This is a genomic window from Dyadobacter ginsengisoli DSM 21015, assembly GCF_059568735.1.
Map to the genome: position 1 here is coordinate 155,497 of NZ_JCANTY010000010.1, position 17,644 is coordinate 173,140.

The 17,644-nt window shown below is 48.2% G+C and carries 13 protein-coding genes; 7 read left to right on the forward strand and 6 right to left on the reverse strand.

Annotated elements, in window-relative coordinates:
• The first annotated feature begins 52 nt into the window (after positions 1 to 52).
• On the forward strand, positions 53 to 1,255 hold the full coding sequence (locus BP71_RS31595; RefSeq protein ID WP_496385625.1) for a helix-turn-helix domain-containing protein: 1,203 nt from the start codon (positions 53 to 55) through the stop codon (positions 1,253 to 1,255).
• 61 nt (positions 1,256 to 1,316) lie between these two features.
• Positions 1,317 to 2,513: an acyltransferase family protein gene (locus tag BP71_RS31600; RefSeq protein ID WP_496385626.1), complete on the forward strand. Its 1,197-nt coding sequence runs from the start codon at positions 1,317 to 1,319 to the stop codon at positions 2,511 to 2,513.
• Here the strand turns inward: BP71_RS31600 and BP71_RS31605 are convergent.
• The 5 genes from BP71_RS31605 to ettA form a co-directional block, all read right to left on the reverse strand.
• Positions 2,494 to 4,074: an OmpA family protein gene (locus tag BP71_RS31605; protein ID WP_496385627.1), complete on the reverse strand. Its 1,581-nt coding sequence runs from the start codon at positions 4,072 to 4,074 to the stop codon at positions 2,494 to 2,496. The two genes, BP71_RS31600 and BP71_RS31605, sit on opposite strands and share 20 nt — an antisense overlap.
• A gap of 18 nt (positions 4,075 to 4,092) precedes the next feature.
• On the reverse strand, positions 4,093 to 4,689 hold the full coding sequence (locus tag BP71_RS31610; protein WP_496385628.1) for an LOG family protein: 597 nt from the start codon (positions 4,687 to 4,689) through the stop codon (positions 4,093 to 4,095).
• A gap of 40 nt (positions 4,690 to 4,729) precedes the next feature.
• The gene (locus BP71_RS31615; protein ID WP_496385629.1) at positions 4,730 to 6,112 is read right to left on the reverse strand and encodes a UDP-N-acetylmuramate--L-alanine ligase; all 1,383 of its coding nucleotides are present in this window, start codon (positions 6,110 to 6,112) and stop codon (positions 4,730 to 4,732) included.
• 77 nt (positions 6,113 to 6,189) lie between these two features.
• Positions 6,190 to 8,457, reverse strand: coding sequence for a T9SS type A sorting domain-containing protein (locus BP71_RS31620; RefSeq protein ID WP_496385630.1), 2,268 nt, complete (start codon positions 8,455 to 8,457; stop codon positions 6,190 to 6,192).
• Positions 8,458 to 8,817: 360 nt separating this feature from the next.
• Entirely contained in the window at positions 8,818 to 10,485 is a 1,668-nt protein-coding gene (ettA, locus tag BP71_RS31625) for an energy-dependent translational throttle protein EttA (protein ID WP_496385631.1), read from the reverse strand.
• A 72-nt stretch (positions 10,486 to 10,557) separates the two neighbouring features.
• Here ettA and BP71_RS31630 point away from each other — a divergent pair, with 72 nt between their 5' ends.
• A complete protein-coding gene (locus BP71_RS31630; RefSeq protein ID WP_496385632.1) occupies positions 10,558 to 11,838 on the forward strand; it encodes a DUF349 domain-containing protein in 1,281 nt (426 codons plus the stop codon).
• On the opposite strand, the gene BP71_RS31635 is transcribed toward BP71_RS31630, so the two are convergent.
• A complete protein-coding gene (locus BP71_RS31635) occupies positions 11,835 to 12,860 on the reverse strand; it encodes a LacI family DNA-binding transcriptional regulator (protein ID WP_496385633.1) in 1,026 nt (341 codons plus the stop codon). The genes BP71_RS31630 and BP71_RS31635 overlap by 4 nt on opposite strands.
• A 281-nt stretch (positions 12,861 to 13,141) precedes the next feature.
• Between BP71_RS31635 and BP71_RS31640 the strand changes: the two genes are divergently transcribed.
• The 4 genes from BP71_RS31640 to BP71_RS31655 all read left to right on the forward strand — a co-directional run bounded on the left by BP71_RS31640 (position 13,142) and on the right by BP71_RS31655 (position 17,639).
• Positions 13,142 to 13,753 carry an RNA polymerase sigma-70 factor gene (locus BP71_RS31640; RefSeq protein WP_295932685.1) on the forward strand — a complete coding sequence of 204 codons (612 nt, stop codon included), beginning with the start codon at positions 13,142 to 13,144 and terminating at the stop codon, positions 13,751 to 13,753.
• A gap of 104 nt (positions 13,754 to 13,857) precedes the next feature.
• Positions 13,858 to 15,045, forward strand: coding sequence for a mannonate dehydratase (uxuA, locus tag BP71_RS31645; protein WP_496385634.1), 1,188 nt, complete (start codon positions 13,858 to 13,860; stop codon positions 15,043 to 15,045).
• A 16-nt stretch (positions 15,046 to 15,061) separates the two neighbouring features.
• A complete protein-coding gene (uxaC, locus tag BP71_RS31650) occupies positions 15,062 to 16,489 on the forward strand; it encodes a glucuronate isomerase (protein WP_496385635.1) in 1,428 nt (475 codons plus the stop codon).
• Positions 16,490 to 16,643: 154 nt separating this feature from the next.
• Positions 16,644 to 17,639 (forward strand): PfkB family carbohydrate kinase, encoded by a 996-nt coding sequence (locus BP71_RS31655; protein ID WP_496385636.1) that lies wholly within the window; start codon positions 16,644 to 16,646, stop codon positions 17,637 to 17,639.
• The last annotated feature ends 5 nt before the right edge of the window (positions 17,640 to 17,644 follow it).

Genomic DNA, 17,644 nt, shown 5'->3' on the forward strand with positions numbered 1-17,644 from the left:
CCGGGAGAGATACGTCTTCGATTTTGTATATTTGAAAACCGAGATGTATGCTATGATTCCCGCTCCGCCGTCTGCCCGTATCGATCTCTTTTCAGTCTTCATGCTCTTGGGTTGTGTACAGGGGTTGATATTGGCCTATTTTTTTCTATCGCACTCTAAAGGCAACAATTTACCCAATCTCTTTTTGGGAATACTGATGCTGGGGTTATCTGTGATCATCAGTGACGTTTGGCTGGGATATACTGACTATATGTTCAGGGTGTTGTGGCTGGTGGATTTCAGCGAGCCGCTGAATTTGCTTCTGGCTCCGGCCGCTTACCTGTATATCAGAGCTGGCGTGACGGGGCGTGCCGCCAAGCGGGTCTGGTTGCATTTTGTGCCGGCAGCTGCTTACCTGCTTTATATGTGCCTGCTTATTTATCCACAAAGTATAGCGTATAAATACAATGCTAACATCGGTTCATTTCACCCTGAAATGAGAGAAATTGACGCTTCCTCCTATGGGAGCACCTGGATGTTTTTTCCTAAATGGCACATCAATGATCTCACCTTTATGAGTATGATGGCGTATAACATTGCAGGCTACCTGTTCCTGCGAAGCACCTTCAGGAAAAACGGTGTCAATTTCTTTACCAGAGAGAAAATACCTCTTGGCTGGTACCGCGACATACATCTGCAGCTGTCGCTGCTGGTTGCTATCTTTTTCATTGTCCGAACGTCATTCAGGCATGATTTAGGCGATCATATCATTTCTGCATTCATATCCTTGATTATCTACGTCACCAGTTTTAGTGTACTGAGGAAGTCCCTGTTTTTCCAGGAACCCGATACGAAGGTGATGAAGAAGTATGAAAAATCATCTCTTACAGCCGAGATCCAAACGCTGACATTGGGAAAGTTACAAGAAATCATGAATGTTGAGCGGCCCTTTCTGGATCCGGGTTTTTCATTGCCGGTATTGGCCAAACGCCTCGGAGTGTCCACCCATCATCTGTCGCAGATCCTGAATGAAGAATTAAAGCAAAGCTTTTTTGATTTTGCAGGATCTTATCGTATTCGCGAAGCACAGCGATTATTATCAGACGAAGTCAATGATCACATCAAAATCGAGGAGATCGGGCAAATGGTCGGGTACAATTCGAAATCTGCATTTAATACCGCTTTCAGGAAAATTAGCGGACAAACCCCTTCTGAATACCGCAAAAGCGGAAAAAACGTAGGTTCTGACTTATCGGGAAGAACATCGAACGGATAAGGACGGTCGTTTTGATGCAGACATGGCGCATAGTTTTGGATTTCAATCAAAACTCAATGCGATGAAAAATGAAATTACTTGGTCCGATCCTATTTCCCCAATCCGTCGTTACGATCTCGATTGGTTACGGGTTATTGCCTTTGGAATTCTGATATTCTTCCATGTTGGTATGTTTTTCAATCACTGGGAATGGCATATCAAGAACAATGAATTGACGCGGGTAGTTGAATGGCCCATGCGTTTCAGTAGTCAATGGAGGATGTCGCTGCTCTTCATGATATCGGGGGCAGGCGTTTACTTTGCCCTTGGTAGCCGGAGCTCGGGTGCTTTTTTGAAAGACCGGTTAGTCAGGATATTAATCCCGTTGCTATTTGGGATGTTCGTGATCGTTCCGCCGCAGATTTTTTTCGAACGCATCACGCAAGGTGAGACTTACAGTTATCCTGTGTTTTTCAAGACCGTGTTTCAGTTTGTGCCCTATCCCCAGGGAAGTTTCAGCTGGCACCATTTGTGGTACCTGGCGTATATATTCTTTTATTCGTTACTGGGGTTACCGCTGCTGCTGGTACTGCGACGAGCTGAGGGGTTCACGGCACGACTATCGCGTGTTTTTAATAACCCAGCTAACCTCATTCTGCTGCCGGTCATGTGGCATGTCGGCGGAAGTATACTATTGGCAGACAAGTTTCCGACTACCCATAATCTGACGAGGGACTGGAATGAGCATTTTCATGACTTCACGTTGTTTGTAACCGGATTTGTATTCTGTACGCAACAAGGCTTCTGGGAGTCTCTTAAAAAGTTCCGAAGATTAAGCCTGCTTATCTGGATCGCATTGACCACGGTTCTGTACGTATTCTACTGGACCAGAGCGCTTGATTTGGATGGAACTGGTTTATTTTTTTACGCAGTAATTAAGACTGTAAATGCCTGGTGCATTCTGCTGTCCTTTTTTGGATACGGATACAAATACCTTCAGTTTACGAATGGGTTTTTGCGATATGCCAATGAGGCTGTATATCCATTTTATATCCTGCACCAGACTGTCATTATTTGCCTTGCCTATCCGCTGATGCTTTCTCCGTGGCCTTGGATTGCGAAATTTACTTACCTGTGCCTGGCTACATTTACGGTCTGTTTTACGCTTTACCACTTTGTAATAAGGCGGTTCAACTTCCTACGGATCGTTTTTGGAATGAAACCGATCAAAGAGCGGAGACCAGAAAGTTCTGTGGTGCCTACTTCTTCAATATCTTAAACTCTACGCGTCGGTTGAGCTGCTGGCCTTCGGGGGTATCGTTTTTGGCAACCGGGACAGTTTCACCATAACCCTTACTCGCTACCCGATCGGGTTCAATGCCTTTTCCGATCAGATATTCTCGGACGGTATCGGCACGGTCCTGCGATAATTTCAGGTTGAATTCAGTGCTACCCGTATTATCGGTGTGCCCGCCGAGTTCGATGGCAAGCGTTTTATTTTCGGCCATTGAAATGGCAATACGGTTCAATTCCGGGAATGACTCGGTGTTGAGAGTGGATTTTCCAGTTGCGAAGAAGATGTTGTTAAGCCTTACAATCTGCCCCTCTTCGATGGGAATCAGTTTCAGTGACTTGTTTGCAATTTCCCGGAAGCTCTTGCCCTTGCCATCGGTAGAGTCGGTCAGGTCGATATTTTCGCCCTCCGCGATGAAATTGGGCGCTACTGCCCGCATGCTGTATTTCTGCCCGTAAGGGAGTACGATTTTGTATTCCCCGGTGGTAGGATTGGTGGTCGCAGTTCCGACCTCTTCGCCATCGGCCAGGTTTTCATAAATGATCGTGGCTTCCACCGGTTTGCCGGTTTTAGAGTCGATCACCTTGCCGCTGATCATCACTACGGGATCCGAAGGCGGAACCACGGCGACCGGTGCCTCCGTGGCAGAGTCTGCCGGAGATGGCTTGGGTTGGAGATTATGGCGAACAATGTCGCCTTTTCCTTCGGTATCCTTGAACGAGACCATATACGCATAATCTCCCAAAGCAGAGATCGTGTAATAGGCATCATAACCGTCGGAATTGATGGCCGGACCAAGATTGACCGGTCTGCTCCATCTTTTCCAGGACTTGTCTATTCGTTTGCTGTAATAGATGTCATTACTACCTTGTCCGCCTTTTCTGTCACTTGAAAAATACAATGTCACACCATCGGGAGCCAAAAAAGGGGTAGTTTCAGTAAATGCTTCCGTGTTGATTTCAGCACCCAGGTTTAGCGGTTTGGTCCATGATCCGTCCTTTTGTTTGAAACTGACGTATAAATCATCGGTTTTACTGTTCTTTTTTTCGCTGAACGACATCACGAGCACTTTGCCGTCGGTCGAAAGGTAGCCACAGTCAAACTGCCCTTTGCTTAGTTTAGTATATCCCGGGATGTCTACTTTGTTTGGTGCAGACCATCCTCTTGCAGTCTTTTTGCTAATCGAAAACCCACGCGTCTCATAGGAGCCATTTTTGTATGCACCCTTGATCAGCAATGTATTGCCGTCCGGTGTAATGCTATACAGACTGTTATAGTCTTCTTTATTCAGCGGAGTGGGCAGTCGTCTGGCGGAGGTCCATTTGTCGTTTTTAAGCTCTGAAAACCAGATATCCTGGCTGCCTTTCGGGCCATGCGTGTTTTGTGGATGGCTCACCCGTGAGAAATAGATCGTCTTTCCGTCAGGGGAAATAATCGGGCTGATTTCGTTGTATTCGGTGTTGACCGTTTTTCCGAGATTCTCAAGTTGCGCATTGGCGCTCAGCGCGGAGACCATGGAAACAGCTAGTAAAAGAAAAGCACGCATCGTTCTGGCAGGGGATGGCTAATTATTATCTACATACAACGACCTGTCGAGCGGCTTATTTCCCTGATTTTCCAAACGGTAGGCCTCCATTTTATCAAGGAGCGTCGCCGGATCCTCCGCGACGACCAGCAACAATCTGTTTTCAGGCCGCAGGAAGCCTTCTTCGATCATCTTATCCAATTGCAGAAGCAGAAGATCGTAGAAGCCATTGACATTCAAAAGTCCTACCGGGCCCGCGAATATTTTGAGTTGTGACCAGGTCAGGATTTCAAATAATTCGTCAAAAGTGCCATAGCCTCCCGGCATGGCAATGACTCCGTCGGACATGGACACCATTTTGGCTTTTCGCTCATGCATGGTGTCCACGAAGTGCAGTTCGGATAGGGTCTTGTGCGCCACTTCGAGTTTGGCCAGGAAATTGGGGATAATGCCGGTCACGAAGCCGTTATTCTCCATGGCGCCATCCGCGACTTTGCCCATCAGACCCATGTTCCCGCCGCCATAAATAAGTCTGATCTTTCTTTTCGCCAGTTCCGCTCCCAATGCGTAAGCGGCTTCTGCATAAAGCGTTTTCTTTCCGGGATTGGAACCGCAATAGACGACTATGGATTGCATGATGAAGTTTTCATATTAGTTAAAACGCTTTCTAGCCTTGTTATGCCAAAATCTCTTCCGCCAGTTTTTTCAGATCGAGATCGCCGAAAGTCCCGGAGCTCATCAGTAACAGATTCGCATCTTTCCACGCCAGCGATTTCAAAAAAGCAGCCATTTCGGATGAATCTGTAAACACTTTCAGATCTTCTCTCTTAAAAGCCGTCCGGATGTCTTCCGTTGACAGGCTTTCGAGCCGCTTATGTTCCAGTGTCAGCGGGTTGTAATAGACGACTGCGATATCCGCGGATTTTAATTTTCGGCGGTATTGTGTCAGAAATTCCTTGTTAAGGCTGCTGAAAGTATGTAGTTCGGCACAAGCGACGAGCGTTCTTTCCGGATATTGCTCCTTAAGGGCCGTGGTGGTTGCCTCTACCTTGGAGGGAGCATGAGCGAAATCGCGGTAAATATTTACGCCGCCTTTGCTTCCTAGGAGCTCCAGCCTTTTCGATGCACCTTTGAAAGATTGAATGGCCTGGTAGAACTCCTCGTCGGTAATGCCCAGGCGCTCGCATACTTCACGGGCGCCGCTGATATTTTTCATGTTATGGCTTCCGAACACCAGAACGGGTACCTCTCCCTGTTCTGCGGTGATCAGAATGGTTTTTCCGTCTACAATCTTGTGCTGATGTACATTGTAAGGCGTGCTCACTACATCCGGCCTTCCTTTCTGACCGATAACATCCAGCATGTCATCTGTCTCATCAAAGATGATCGCACCTGCTTTGGGGAGGGAATCTGCCAGTAGTTCGAATTGCTTCACATACGACTCCCACGTAGGGAAAACATTGAAATGATCCCATGCGATCCCGCTGATCAGTGCAATGTGTGGCTGGTAATGCATGAATTTCGGAGTAGGGTCAATCGGAGATGTCAGATATTCGTCACCTTCAATGACGATCACCGGCGCGTTTTCCGAAAGCCTTACCATATTATCGAAACCCTCAATCTGCGCTCCGACCAGGTAATTGAAATTCCTTTTGTTGTATTTCAGGACATGCAGGATCATAGAGGTAATGGTGGTTTTACCATGACTTCCGGCAATCACTACCCGTTGTTTGTTCTGGCTCTGTTCGAAAATATACTCGGGGTAGGAGTAAACTTTAATTCCGAGTTCTCTGGCTTTGGCAAGCTCCGGGTTGTCCTGCCGCGCATGCATTCCCAATATCACGGCATCGAGATCGGTGGTGATCCTTTCAGGAAACCACCCTGTAACAGGCGGGAGCAGATCGTATTGCAGGAGGCGGCTCGACGATGGCTCGTAAATCTCGTCGTCCGATCCCGTGACGATGAATCCCTTTAAATGTAATTCGATGGCCAGATTGTGCATCACGCTGCCACCTATTGAAATAAAATGTATTTTATGCAAAGACGAAGATTGGCTCATTGACAATTCTAAAAACTGATTCCGTTCGAAAGTTAGCAAGAAATGCCCTTAGGGCAAACGCCACAGAGATCCTATTTCTATTTGCCGGGTTGCTTCACGAACTTCACGTTTTCCTGTATACCGTTGAGTCGCTCTAGCCCGATGACATACGGACCTGTTGCAAGCGGCTGAACATTGATTTCCTGCTCCGGGTTTTCGGAGGTGTAGACTGTCTGGCCGGCATTATTGAAAATCCGTACGATTTTGACAGTTTCCCAGTTGTCCGCAGCGATGATCACCCTGTCGGTTGCGGGGTTGGGGTAGGTATTTGCAAATGCGCCGGACTTAAAATTGAGATTCACGATTTTGCTGTATGCGAAGGTTTGATCCGCGTCAATCATTTTAAGGCGATAGAGGTTTTCGCCCGCTACCGGGTTGATGTCAGTAAAACCATATCGGGTTATTGTCTGGGTGGTTTTTCCACTGGCAGCCACTGTGCCAATCATAATCCATTTTTTCCCGTCCAGGCTTCGTTCTATCTCAAATTTTTCACTATTCACTTCATCAGATGTTGCCCATGACAGCAGAGCTTGTCCCTGCTCCCTGACGGCCGTAAAGCTGATGAGTTTGACAGGCAATGGCCTCGTTACCGCCAAAGTCATCGCTGAATTTTTCGGGCTGCATCCGCTTCTGGTCGAGGTGGCTGAATAGCTGTAGTTACCGGGATTCATCGGTGCTGTAATGGTGATGGAACTCCCTGTTCGGTTGTTTGTACCTTCGCCGCTCCATATGTAATTGGCGGAATTACATTCCTGTCCGCTACAATTGATGCTCAGGGTTACCTGTGAGCCTACGACTGGCTTCGGTTGTGAGGTATTGACATTCACGGAGAAGTTACAAGGAAGGTAGCTGCCGTTATCCCAGATTTTCTCCCAGTAACCTGTATCCGTCATTCTGATAGATACCGGTTTCAGATCGGATTGCCCAAAGTTTTGTCCGCCGGTTTGGTTCCATGCTTCGAACAGGAACTGGCCTGTAAATACGTTCGGGAAAGTATTCACAGTTATGGCTGCTGCCCGGGCTGGTGGCTGATAGGATGATTTGATATACTGTTCCCGACATAATGCGAGCGTTGGAGCTAGTTGCTGCATTTCGAGGTCGTCATAACGCATCGCAATATGAACATAGTCCGCACCGTGTTTGTACGCCCGCGGAAACCACTCATAGGGAATCCCACCGTTGATTCCGGAGCCGCCGTCCGGCTGAGCGAGGTCGATAGGGTCGAATTCCACACCGGCAATTTTATTGGGATAGGTACCTTTGATACAATCAATGCCCATGATCTTTTTCCATAAGTCATATTGATTGGTACCGTCGGTATGGTAGATCCCGTCGGACAACTCCAGAGCCAAAACCAGGGTGCTGTTGTGAAGGTGCCAGTTGTTGCCCTGTACAGATCCGAAATCAGATATAAAATGGAGTACTTTAATAGAAGAGCTTCGGCTTTTAACCGTTTCATAAAAGCCTTTGAAAAGCTTCAATAATCCCCATCCCGCAAACCTGTGAAGGTCGCGCCCGATTTCGGAGTTATAATTCCCGTCGGTTGGCTGCGGCGCGGTAGCCATGGGGTAGGTATTTCGTCCCCACGTTACGTTAGTCTGTCCCGGAAAACGGGCCGGTAAGAATTTGGTTCGCCAGGCCTGTAGTGCCTTCCCTTCAAACATTCCCGCATAGTTCATCGAGTTGATGTTCTGATTCGGTATATAGAATTCCTCGGAACCATTATTGCCCATGGCTACGTACAGAATCCTCGATGAATAGGACTGAACCTGGGTCAGGACGTCATCGACGAATGCAAGAAACCTTCCGGTCGCATACTCGGAGTATACCGAAGGCGCAGTGTGGGCAATGGCGTCACGGATAAGCACGCCCGTTGATGTCTGGGCAATGTCGACAGTGGAGAGGTAACTATCGTTCCAGTAGCCAGGGCGAAGATAGGAAAAGTGGAGAGCTACCTTCATATTGGGGTTGATATCCAGGATTGCCTTTACAGCCTGTGCCATTTTCTGGCGTTGATAATTCCCCAGAGTCGGTTCATAGTGTTCCCATTGTATGTGGAGGCGCACGGCGGTAGGGCTGGCATCCTTACCATTGTATTTAAGATTGGCAAATTTCAAGATGTATTCCCATTGACCCGGGTTGATGCCGTTAGGGGCCGTCCGATCGAACCCGTACCCTGTGGTGTTGAGGATGAGCTCGCGCTGGGCATGAAGTGGGGTAGGTTGTGCGAGCAGGAAAAAGACGAAGATTGGGAATAAAAGATAGTTTGACTTGAAGCGTGTTTGCGATAAATGTTTGACGTACATAAAGGTTTTATCAGTGGGCGGTTAAAATTCGACTATAATTTATGCATCAGTAGGAAATCTACAATACTTGTAGATTTTTTTTGGTGGATACATTATTCCCAGGATGGTGTGGTAATGTTGAATGCCGTCAAAGCACTCGAAACGAAGTAGAAGAGGAATTCTAGTTTTAGTCTATATGAATATTATTTCAATAGCTTATGTAAGTATTAAGTTGATAGAGGATGGGAAAAATTTGACAGAAAGGTAGAATAATAAAATTATATTTCAAGAGGAACAGGAAATAAATTCTACAATTGGTGACAAAAAAAGCACTCACGGAAATGTGAGTGCTTGAGTATATTAATACCGTATGAGCGTCGGCTAGGCCAGCTTTTTATACTTGATCCGTTTGGGAGTTGCATCCGTGCCGAGGCGCTTGCGGCGGTTTTCTTCGTATTCCGAGAAATTACCTTCAAACCAGTACACCTGAGAATCTCCCTCAAATGCCAGGATATGAGTGGCGACACGGTCGAGGAACCAGCGGTCGTGGGAGATAATTACCGCGCAACCAGCAAAGTTTTCAAGACCCTCTTCCAATGCACGAAGCGTGTTTATGTCCAGGTCATTGGTGGGCTCATCGAGCAGCAGCAGGTTGCCGCCTTCTTTCAGAGTCATGGCCAGGTGGACCCGGTTGCGCTCTCCACCGGATAGCGTACCGACTTTTTTCTCCTGGTCGCCGCCGCCGAAGTTGAACCGGCTCACGTAGGCACGGGCGTTGGATTGTTTACCGCCGATCATGATCCAGTCGTTACCGTCGGCAATGCTTTGATACACGGTTTTGGCGGGATCCAGATTGTCGTGTTCCTGATCCACATAAGCGAGCTGAACAGTTTCACCAACGTCGAAATGTCCGGTGAGTGGTTTCAGCTGTCCGGTAATTAGTTTGAACAGAGTAGTTTTACCGGCACCATTTGGCCCGATAATACCTACGATACCGTTGGGAGGTAATGCAAAACTCAGGTTTTCATATAACAACCGGTCCCCGAATCCCATAGACACATTGTGGGCCTCTATCACTTTGTTACCCAATCGGGGGCCGGAAGGGATGAAGATTTCCAATTTTTCTTCTTTCTCTCTGCCTTCTTCGCTTAATAGCTTTTCGTAGGCTCCCAACCTGGCTTTGGACTTAGCCTGCCTTGCTTTGGGGGCCAGCCTAACCCATTCCAGCTCGCGTTGCAGCGTTTTCTGACGTTTCGATTCGGTTTTCTCTTCCTTTTTCAGTCGTTCCTGCTTTTGTTCGAGCCAGGAGGTGTAATTGCCTTTCCATGGAATGCCTTCTCCACGGTCGAGTTCGAGGATCCAGCCGGCCACATTGTCGAGGAAGTAGCGATCGTGGGTTACGGCAATGACCGTTCCTTTATATTGTCTCAGGTGTTCTTCCAGCCACAATACAGATTCGGCGTCGAGGTGGTTGGTAGGTTCGTCGAGCAGGAGCACATCAGGTTGGCGCAGGAGGAGGCGGCACAACGCGACCCGGCGTTTTTCACCACCCGAAAGTGTTGATATCAATGTATCCGACGGTGGGCAGCGAAGAGCGTCCATCGCAATTTCCAGGCGGTTATCAAGGTTCCAGGCATCGGCTGCATCCAGCTTTTCCTGTACTTCGCCTTGTCTTTCCAGTAGTTTGTCAAAATCGGCGTCTTCTGCTCCGAAAGCCTCATTGATCTCGTCGAATTCTTTCAGAAGGTTGACAATTTCCTGTACGCCCTCTTCGACGACTTCTCTGACAGTTTTACCGGGATCCAGTTTAGGCTCTTGTTCGAGCATGCCGACAGAATAGCCGGGAGAAAAAACTACATCTCCCTGGATGTCCTTGTCGATGCCGGCGATGACACGCAAAAGAGTTGATTTACCGGATCCGTTCAGACCAAGAACCCCGATTTTTGCACCATAAAAAAACGATAAATAAATGTTTTTTATAATATGTCTGTTGGGAGGAATGATTTTGTTGACCCCAGACATTGAGAAAATAATGGTTTCGTTACTCATTTTTTGTTTAATTTGTGCGTAACAAATATCGTTATATATCCCTACACTTAGCAGATAAAAAAAATTGAAAGAATGGAAAATGCCACATTGAATGATGAATACGGCTACGTTAAGGACAGCAAAGTATTTTTAAAGGGGTATCTGGATTTCCCCGACCGGCAAATTGGAGAAGTAAAAAGGACTGAACAGGAAGCGATTGACTATTTCAAGAATCGTTTTAACATTGTCCTGAACAAAGTAGAGCAGCTGGAACAGGAAATTGATGAAGCGCTTAATAAAGGCTCTTACCTGACGAAGCTGATACAGCTGCAACGCAAGCTGAAAGGGTTCGATGCATTGGGCGATTTTGTGCCCTTGCTGAAAAGACTGGAAGAAAAGGAAGAGTATCTCAAAGGCCTGATCGAAGTAAACCAGCTCAAGAACCTGGAAATCAAGCGCGCACTGATCGAAGACGTCAAAGTTGCTGCTGCTGTTGCTGATTATGCCGCTGCCACCGACCAGATCCAGGAAATCAAAGCCAAATGGATCCGCACCGGCCCGGTTGAAAAAGAATACCAGGAAGAAGTAGAAACGACTTTCCAGAAAATCCTGGACGACTTCTTCCAGCGCCGGCGTGACTATTTCGACGAGCAGAACAAAATCAATCAGCACCGCATAGAAGAATATGAGAAGCTGATTAAAATAACTAAAACACTTAGCTACGCCCGGGATCTCGATGAAGCCTATGCAAAAGCACGTGACGTACGCAATGCGTGGAATAATATAGGTGAAGTTCCGCCGAAGCGCTTTTTTAAAGTCAATAAAGCGTACCGCCACTTCCTTAAACTATTCTACGACAAGTATAACCTTGCAAAAGGCATCGAGCCGAAAGTACGCGTAGACCCGCGTATCGTCGAGCAACAGAAGTTGCTGCAACAGGCGGAAAACCTCCTCAGACAGCCGGATATTATCGAAGCCTCGCAGGAGGCCAAGGTGCTGCTTAGCAAATGGAAGGAAATCAAGATTCCTTTCAAGCTCGCAGATAAGGAACTGGCGGAACGTTTCCGGATGATATGTGATAAAATATTCGAACTCAGCTATCTGGCAAGGGTAATCAGCCGTAAATACCCGGCTTTTGACCTGAAGAGCCCGGAGGAGCAACTGAGGACCAAATACCGGGAGTTGGAATGGCTTGCCAAGCGTGAAAAGAGTGACCTTGAATTCGCGATCCTGGAATTCGACCGTACTGCAACGGGCGACCCCGAACTGGATAAGCCAGCCGTGGGCCGCATTAACATCCAGAAACGCAAGGTGCAGATGAAAGAACGGATCCTTTCCGAATTTGAAAGAAAACTCAAGACCATTACCGGCTAGACGCCTCTCATCGAAGATTTATTGATTACCAAATTGGATTGCAATACCCTGGTCTCGAATTCGGCCGGGGTATTTTTGCTTTCTATCAAATCCAGCAGAAGTGATGTAGCCTGCTGGCCCATTTCAAATGAAGGCTGTGTGACAGAGCTCACGGGCGGGTCGAGCAATGAGGACATCGCCAGGTCGCAGAAACCGACTACCGCTACATCGTCCGGCATTTTGTAGCCCAATTGTCGCAAAGCCCAGTGAATTCCCATCGTAATGCGGTCGCTGGCGCCGAAGATGGCGTCGGGTCGCTCACGCAGCGCCATGAGCTGGTAGGTACGCTCGGTCCCGCCTGCCTGGGTAATTTCGCTGTGCAGGACCCATTCTTCCTGAAACGGAATATCATATTTTCTGAGCGCATCCTTATAACCTTCCAGCCGGAACCGGGTAATGGATACCGGTTTTGGTCCCGCAATGTGTGCAATGCGCCGGCACCCTCGTTTGATCAGGTGCTCCGTGGCTTCGAATGCGCCCTTGTAGTCGTCCACGCGTACCTTGTGTGTTTGCATAGCATCGCTCACCCGATCGAAAAACACCACCGGGATGCCCTGATCCTGCAGGGAGGAAAAGTGGTCGATGTTTTCAGACTGACTGGATATCGCAACAACCAGGCCGTCGACGCGCCGGGACGCGATGTGGCGGGTCGCAGAACGCTCCCTTTCCAGTTGCTCGTGGCTCTGGTAGATCATCGTGTGGTAGCCGCGGCTGTAGGCGATGTCTTCCACGCCGCCGATAGCGGATGAATAAAAGCGATTGGCTATGTCCGGCACAATGACGCCGATCGTCTGGGTCCTGTTCTTGAGCAGACTGATGGCAATCGGATTGGGATAGTAGTTGAGTTGCTCGGCTAGATCGATCACCTTCCGTTTGGTTTCCTCACTGATCTCGCTGCTGTCGCGCAATGCCCGAGAAACGGTGGATTTGGAAATATTGAGCTGGCGGGCAATCTCTTTGATGGTGATAGAAACCTTCTTCATAGGGTTATATGGAAATAGTACAATCTTACTAGAAATCCTTCGAAATGCACCAGAAGTGACCAGTTGCACAAATTACTAAAATTCGCACCGAGTTCCGGGAAAAATTGCGGGATTGGGAACGGTTCCGGGAACGGTTGCGTAGATTTATTGCTTTTTTTCAAGATTTATTTTTGTGTATCAGCGATTCAATGTGTAAACTAGGTTATTCATCGACGAATACAAGGGGCCAAATACCACTACAAATCCTGGAAATTTTCTATAATTAACCTAGCTCAGTTTACATGGAGACAAATTCATTTACCAGTACATTACCATCAGCCTGTTCCCAGAAGAGTATCCTGGAAGCCCTGTTTGGCAGAGTGGTGACTAACGGTGATTATCATGCCTTCCGCGAGTTGTTTACCCGTCATTACAGGTCGCTTTGCAACTATGCAATGCGTGTGGTGGTCACGAGGGAAATTGCGGAGGAAGTCGTATCCGATGTATTTGTGAAACTTTGGAAAAATCGGGAGCAGATTGAAGTGCATACTTCCTTTCAGGCTTACATTTACAGAGCTGTGCGCAACCAGGCGCTGGATTACCTGAAGCTGCGTATCCACAGGCAGAATGAGCGGGACTCACTGGAATCGGTACAATGGAATATGAACCATGCCGACCATTTTTCTCCGGCCGAGGAGCTTTCATACAATGAATTTTATGACCATATTGAGGGCTGCATCAAGGCGCTTCCAAGGCAATGCCAGTTGATTTTCAGGCTTAGCCGGGAAGAAGGGCTGCGGTACAGGGATATAGCCGAACGGCTGGACATTTCGGTGAAAACCGTGGAGACACAAATGAGCCGGGCATTAAAAGTATTGCGTGAACGCGTACCGGAGCACAGACTGGTGGCTTAGTAGCGATAAGCTGTAAGCCGGATCGAGGAATAAAGTAAATCACAAATATAGCATCAGCGTAATGCCTATGGCATGTAGCCTACGGCTTAGCGCATTTTACAACAATGGCATTAGAACAAACCTGGCGCTGGTTTGGCCCCAACGACCCTGTTTCATTGCAGGATATCCGTCAGGCGGGCGCAACCGGAATAGTCACCGCATTACATCACATTCCCAATGGCGAAGTTTGGGAAATCGCGGAAATTAAGGCACGTAAAGAAATGATCGGGAATGCTGGCCTGACGTGGTCGGTGGTGGAAAGTGTGCCGGTTCATGAATCGATTAAAACCCGGTCCGGGGATTTTGAAAAACATATACTGAACTACCAGCAGTCGCTACGGAACCTGGGAGCATGTGGCATCGATACCGTTTGCTATAATTTCATGCCTATTCTCGACTGGACGCGCACCGACCTGGATGCACCGATGAAGGATGGCTCAACCGGTTTGCGGTTTGATGCAACACAATTCGCTGCATTTGATCTTTACCTTTTAGAGAGACCAGAAGCGCAGGAATGGTACACGAAAGAGCAGAAGAACGCTGCGAAAAGCTGGCTGGACAATGCTTCCGATCGGGAAACACAGCAGCTGGTCCGCAATATTATTGCGGGACTACCAGGTTCCGAGGAAAGCTTCACGATCGAGGAATTCAGAAAGGTCCTGAAAACTTACGAGCATATCGGCGATTTTGAATTGCGGACGCATTTGTACCAGTTTATTCAGGCAATCGGGCCGGTAGCTGTGGAATCGGGAATCAGGCTGGCGATCCACCCCGACGATCCACCGTATCCGATCCTGGGCCTTCCGAGAGTTGTAAGCACCGAAAATGATGCCGAAATGCTTCTTGAAGCTTTTGACAACGAAGCCAATGGGATTTGTTTTTGCACCGGCTCGTATGGGGTAAGGCCTGATAATGATCTGGCAGGGATGGTCGAAAGGCTTGGAAGCCGGATCCATTTTATCCACCTGCGTGCCACCAAGAGAGAGCATGACGGAAGTTTTTTTGAAGCTGACCATCTCGACGGCGATGTAGATATGTATGGCGTGATGAAAGCATTGATACACGAGCAGAAAAGGAGGGAAAAAGAAGGTAGAACAGATCTGAGAATGCCTTTCCGTCCTGATCATGGGCACCGTATGCTCGATGACCTATCCGCAACAAAGAGAACGAACCCGGGTTATACGGCCATCGGGCGCCTTCGCGGGCTTGCGGAGTTGCGGGGCCTCGAATACGGGATTGAAAGAAGTTTGTGACCGAAATACCAAAAAGATGGAAACGATAAGTACCGCCGTACAGAAAACTTTTATTTCCGACGATTTCCTCCTCCGTTCGGAAACTGCGCGAATCCTTTATCATGATTACGCGAAGGAAATGCCCATTATCGACTATCACTGCCACCTGCCGCCGGACCAGATTGCCGAAGACAAGCAGTTTGAGAACCTGACGCAGATCTGGCTTTATGGCGATCATTACAAATGGAGAGCCATGCGTGCCAACGGAATCAACGAACGGTATTGCACCGGTGACGCCAGCGACTGGGAGAAGTTTGAACAATGGGCGGCTACGGTACCGTACACGATGCGCAATCCCCTGTACCACTGGACACACCTGGAACTGCTTCGGTACTTCGATATCGATATCCTACTGAATAAAGATACTGCCAGAGAGATTTATGAAGAATGTTCCGCGAGGTTGAAACAGCCCGATTATTCAGTAAAAAGTTTACTGAACCGGATGAATGTAAAGGTGATTTGTACGACCGATGATCCCACCGATTCACTAAACTATCACAGGCAAATTAGCGAGAGCGGCTTCAACATCCGTGTTCTGCCGACGTTCCGGCCGGACAAGGCGATGCTCCTGATCGATTCGCCGGAGGATTTCAAACAGTATCTGTCCAGGCTTTCAGAGGCATCGGAGGTTGGCGAGATCGGGACTTACGAGGCATTGCTCGCCGCAATGCAAAACCGCCACGATTTCTTCGCTTCGATGGGTGGTCGTCTGTCGGATCACGGTCTGGAGCATATCTATGCAGATTTTGATGGAGCTGCGGCGCGGGAAGCATTTGCCGCTGCGTTGAGAGGCGAAAAGCCTTTGGAGAGCCAGAGTCTGGCTTTCAAATCGGTTTTGTTGTATGACCTGGCAAAAATGGATCATGCCAAGAGCTGGACGCAGCAGTTCCACCTGGGTGCATTACGGAACAATAATGCCCGTATGTTGCGCGAGTTGGGTCCCGATACCGGATGGGATTCAATCGGCGATTACAGCCAGGCGCAGGCGCTGTCCAAATTTCTGAATAAGTTGGATTCAACCGATCAATTGGCCAAAACCATTTTGTATAACCTGAATCCGGGAGATAATGAGGTGTTGGCGACCATGACCGGTAACTACAACGATGGCACGGTTGCCGGGAAAATGCAGTTTGGGTCGGGCTGGTGGTTCCTGGATCAGAAAGATGGCATGGAGCGCCAGATGAACGCATTGTCGAACATGGGCTTATTGAGCCGTTTTGTGGGAATGCTCACCGACTCCCGCAGTTTTCTCTCTTATCCAAGGCACGAATATTTCCGCAGAATCCTCTGCAACCTGATCGGCAGCGACGTCGAAAACGGAGAGCTGCCTAATGATATTCCGTGGCTGGGAAAGTTGGTGGAGGACATCAGTTACCGCAATGCCAATCAATATTTTGGTTTTTGAGTAAAATTCGAATTTAAATACGCTAATAAAAGAATAGCCCAGACATTTTGTTGTGGGCTATTTTGATGTTAATACTTAATTTTAGCCTGTAATTCATTTTTTCATTAGCCCGTCAGGGAGATCATTCTTTGGCAAACGGGCAACAGTTTAAAATATGGCTCAGATTGTTTCCTTCGGAGAAGTCCTCATGCGGCTATCCACTCCTGGTTTTTCCCGTTTTGAACAAGCCCGTCAAATGAATGTAACTTATGCTGGTGGCGAAGCGAATGTTTCGACAGCCCTGGCATATTGGGGACATAGCACGGCGCATGTTACCCGTTTCCCTGACTCGCCTATCGGAAGGGCAGCAGCTCAGTACCTGCATTTTCATGGTGTAGATGTCTCGCATATCATTTATGGAGGCCCCAGAATGGCGGTTTACTTCCTCGAAACCGGCGCTTCCCTCCGCGGTAGCCAGATCGTCTACGACCGAGCCAATTCATCACTGGCTACCATCGATCCCAAAGAACTCGATTGGGACACCATCCTGAAAGACGCGAAATGGTTCCATTGGGCGGGTATAACGCCTGCTTTGTCACAGGAAGCCGCAGATGCGTTGCTCGATGGTATCAGAACTGCCCGGAAATACGGCATTACCGTGTCGGGCGATATCTTCTATCGGGCCAACCTTTGGAAATATGGTAAAAAGCCGTCCGAAATTCTTCCTGAACTGACTGCAGGGACGGATGTTGTGATTGCGAACAGTATCAACATCACGGAGATTTTTGGCATTGAAGGAAACGATTTCGTTGAATCCTGCGTCAATTTACAGAAGGCATTCCCTCAGGTCAGCACGATTGTGGATACCAAAAGAACTTCGATCAGTGCATCGCATAACCTGCTCCGCGCTTTTCTGTGGAACGGAAAGGAGCTTCTGGAAACCGAAGATATCGAGATTAACCCGATCATCGACCGGGTAGGCGGAGGTGATGCATTCATAGCCGGACTGATCCACGGACTGATTACTTTCGATGACCAACAAAAAGCGTTGGAATTCGGAGTGGCCGCTTCCGCATTGAAACATACGATTGAAGGCGACGCATTGATTTCCACCGTCGCCGAAGTGGAGGCGATCCGTCAGGGAGAAACGTCAGGAAGAATCAAACGCTAAACAGC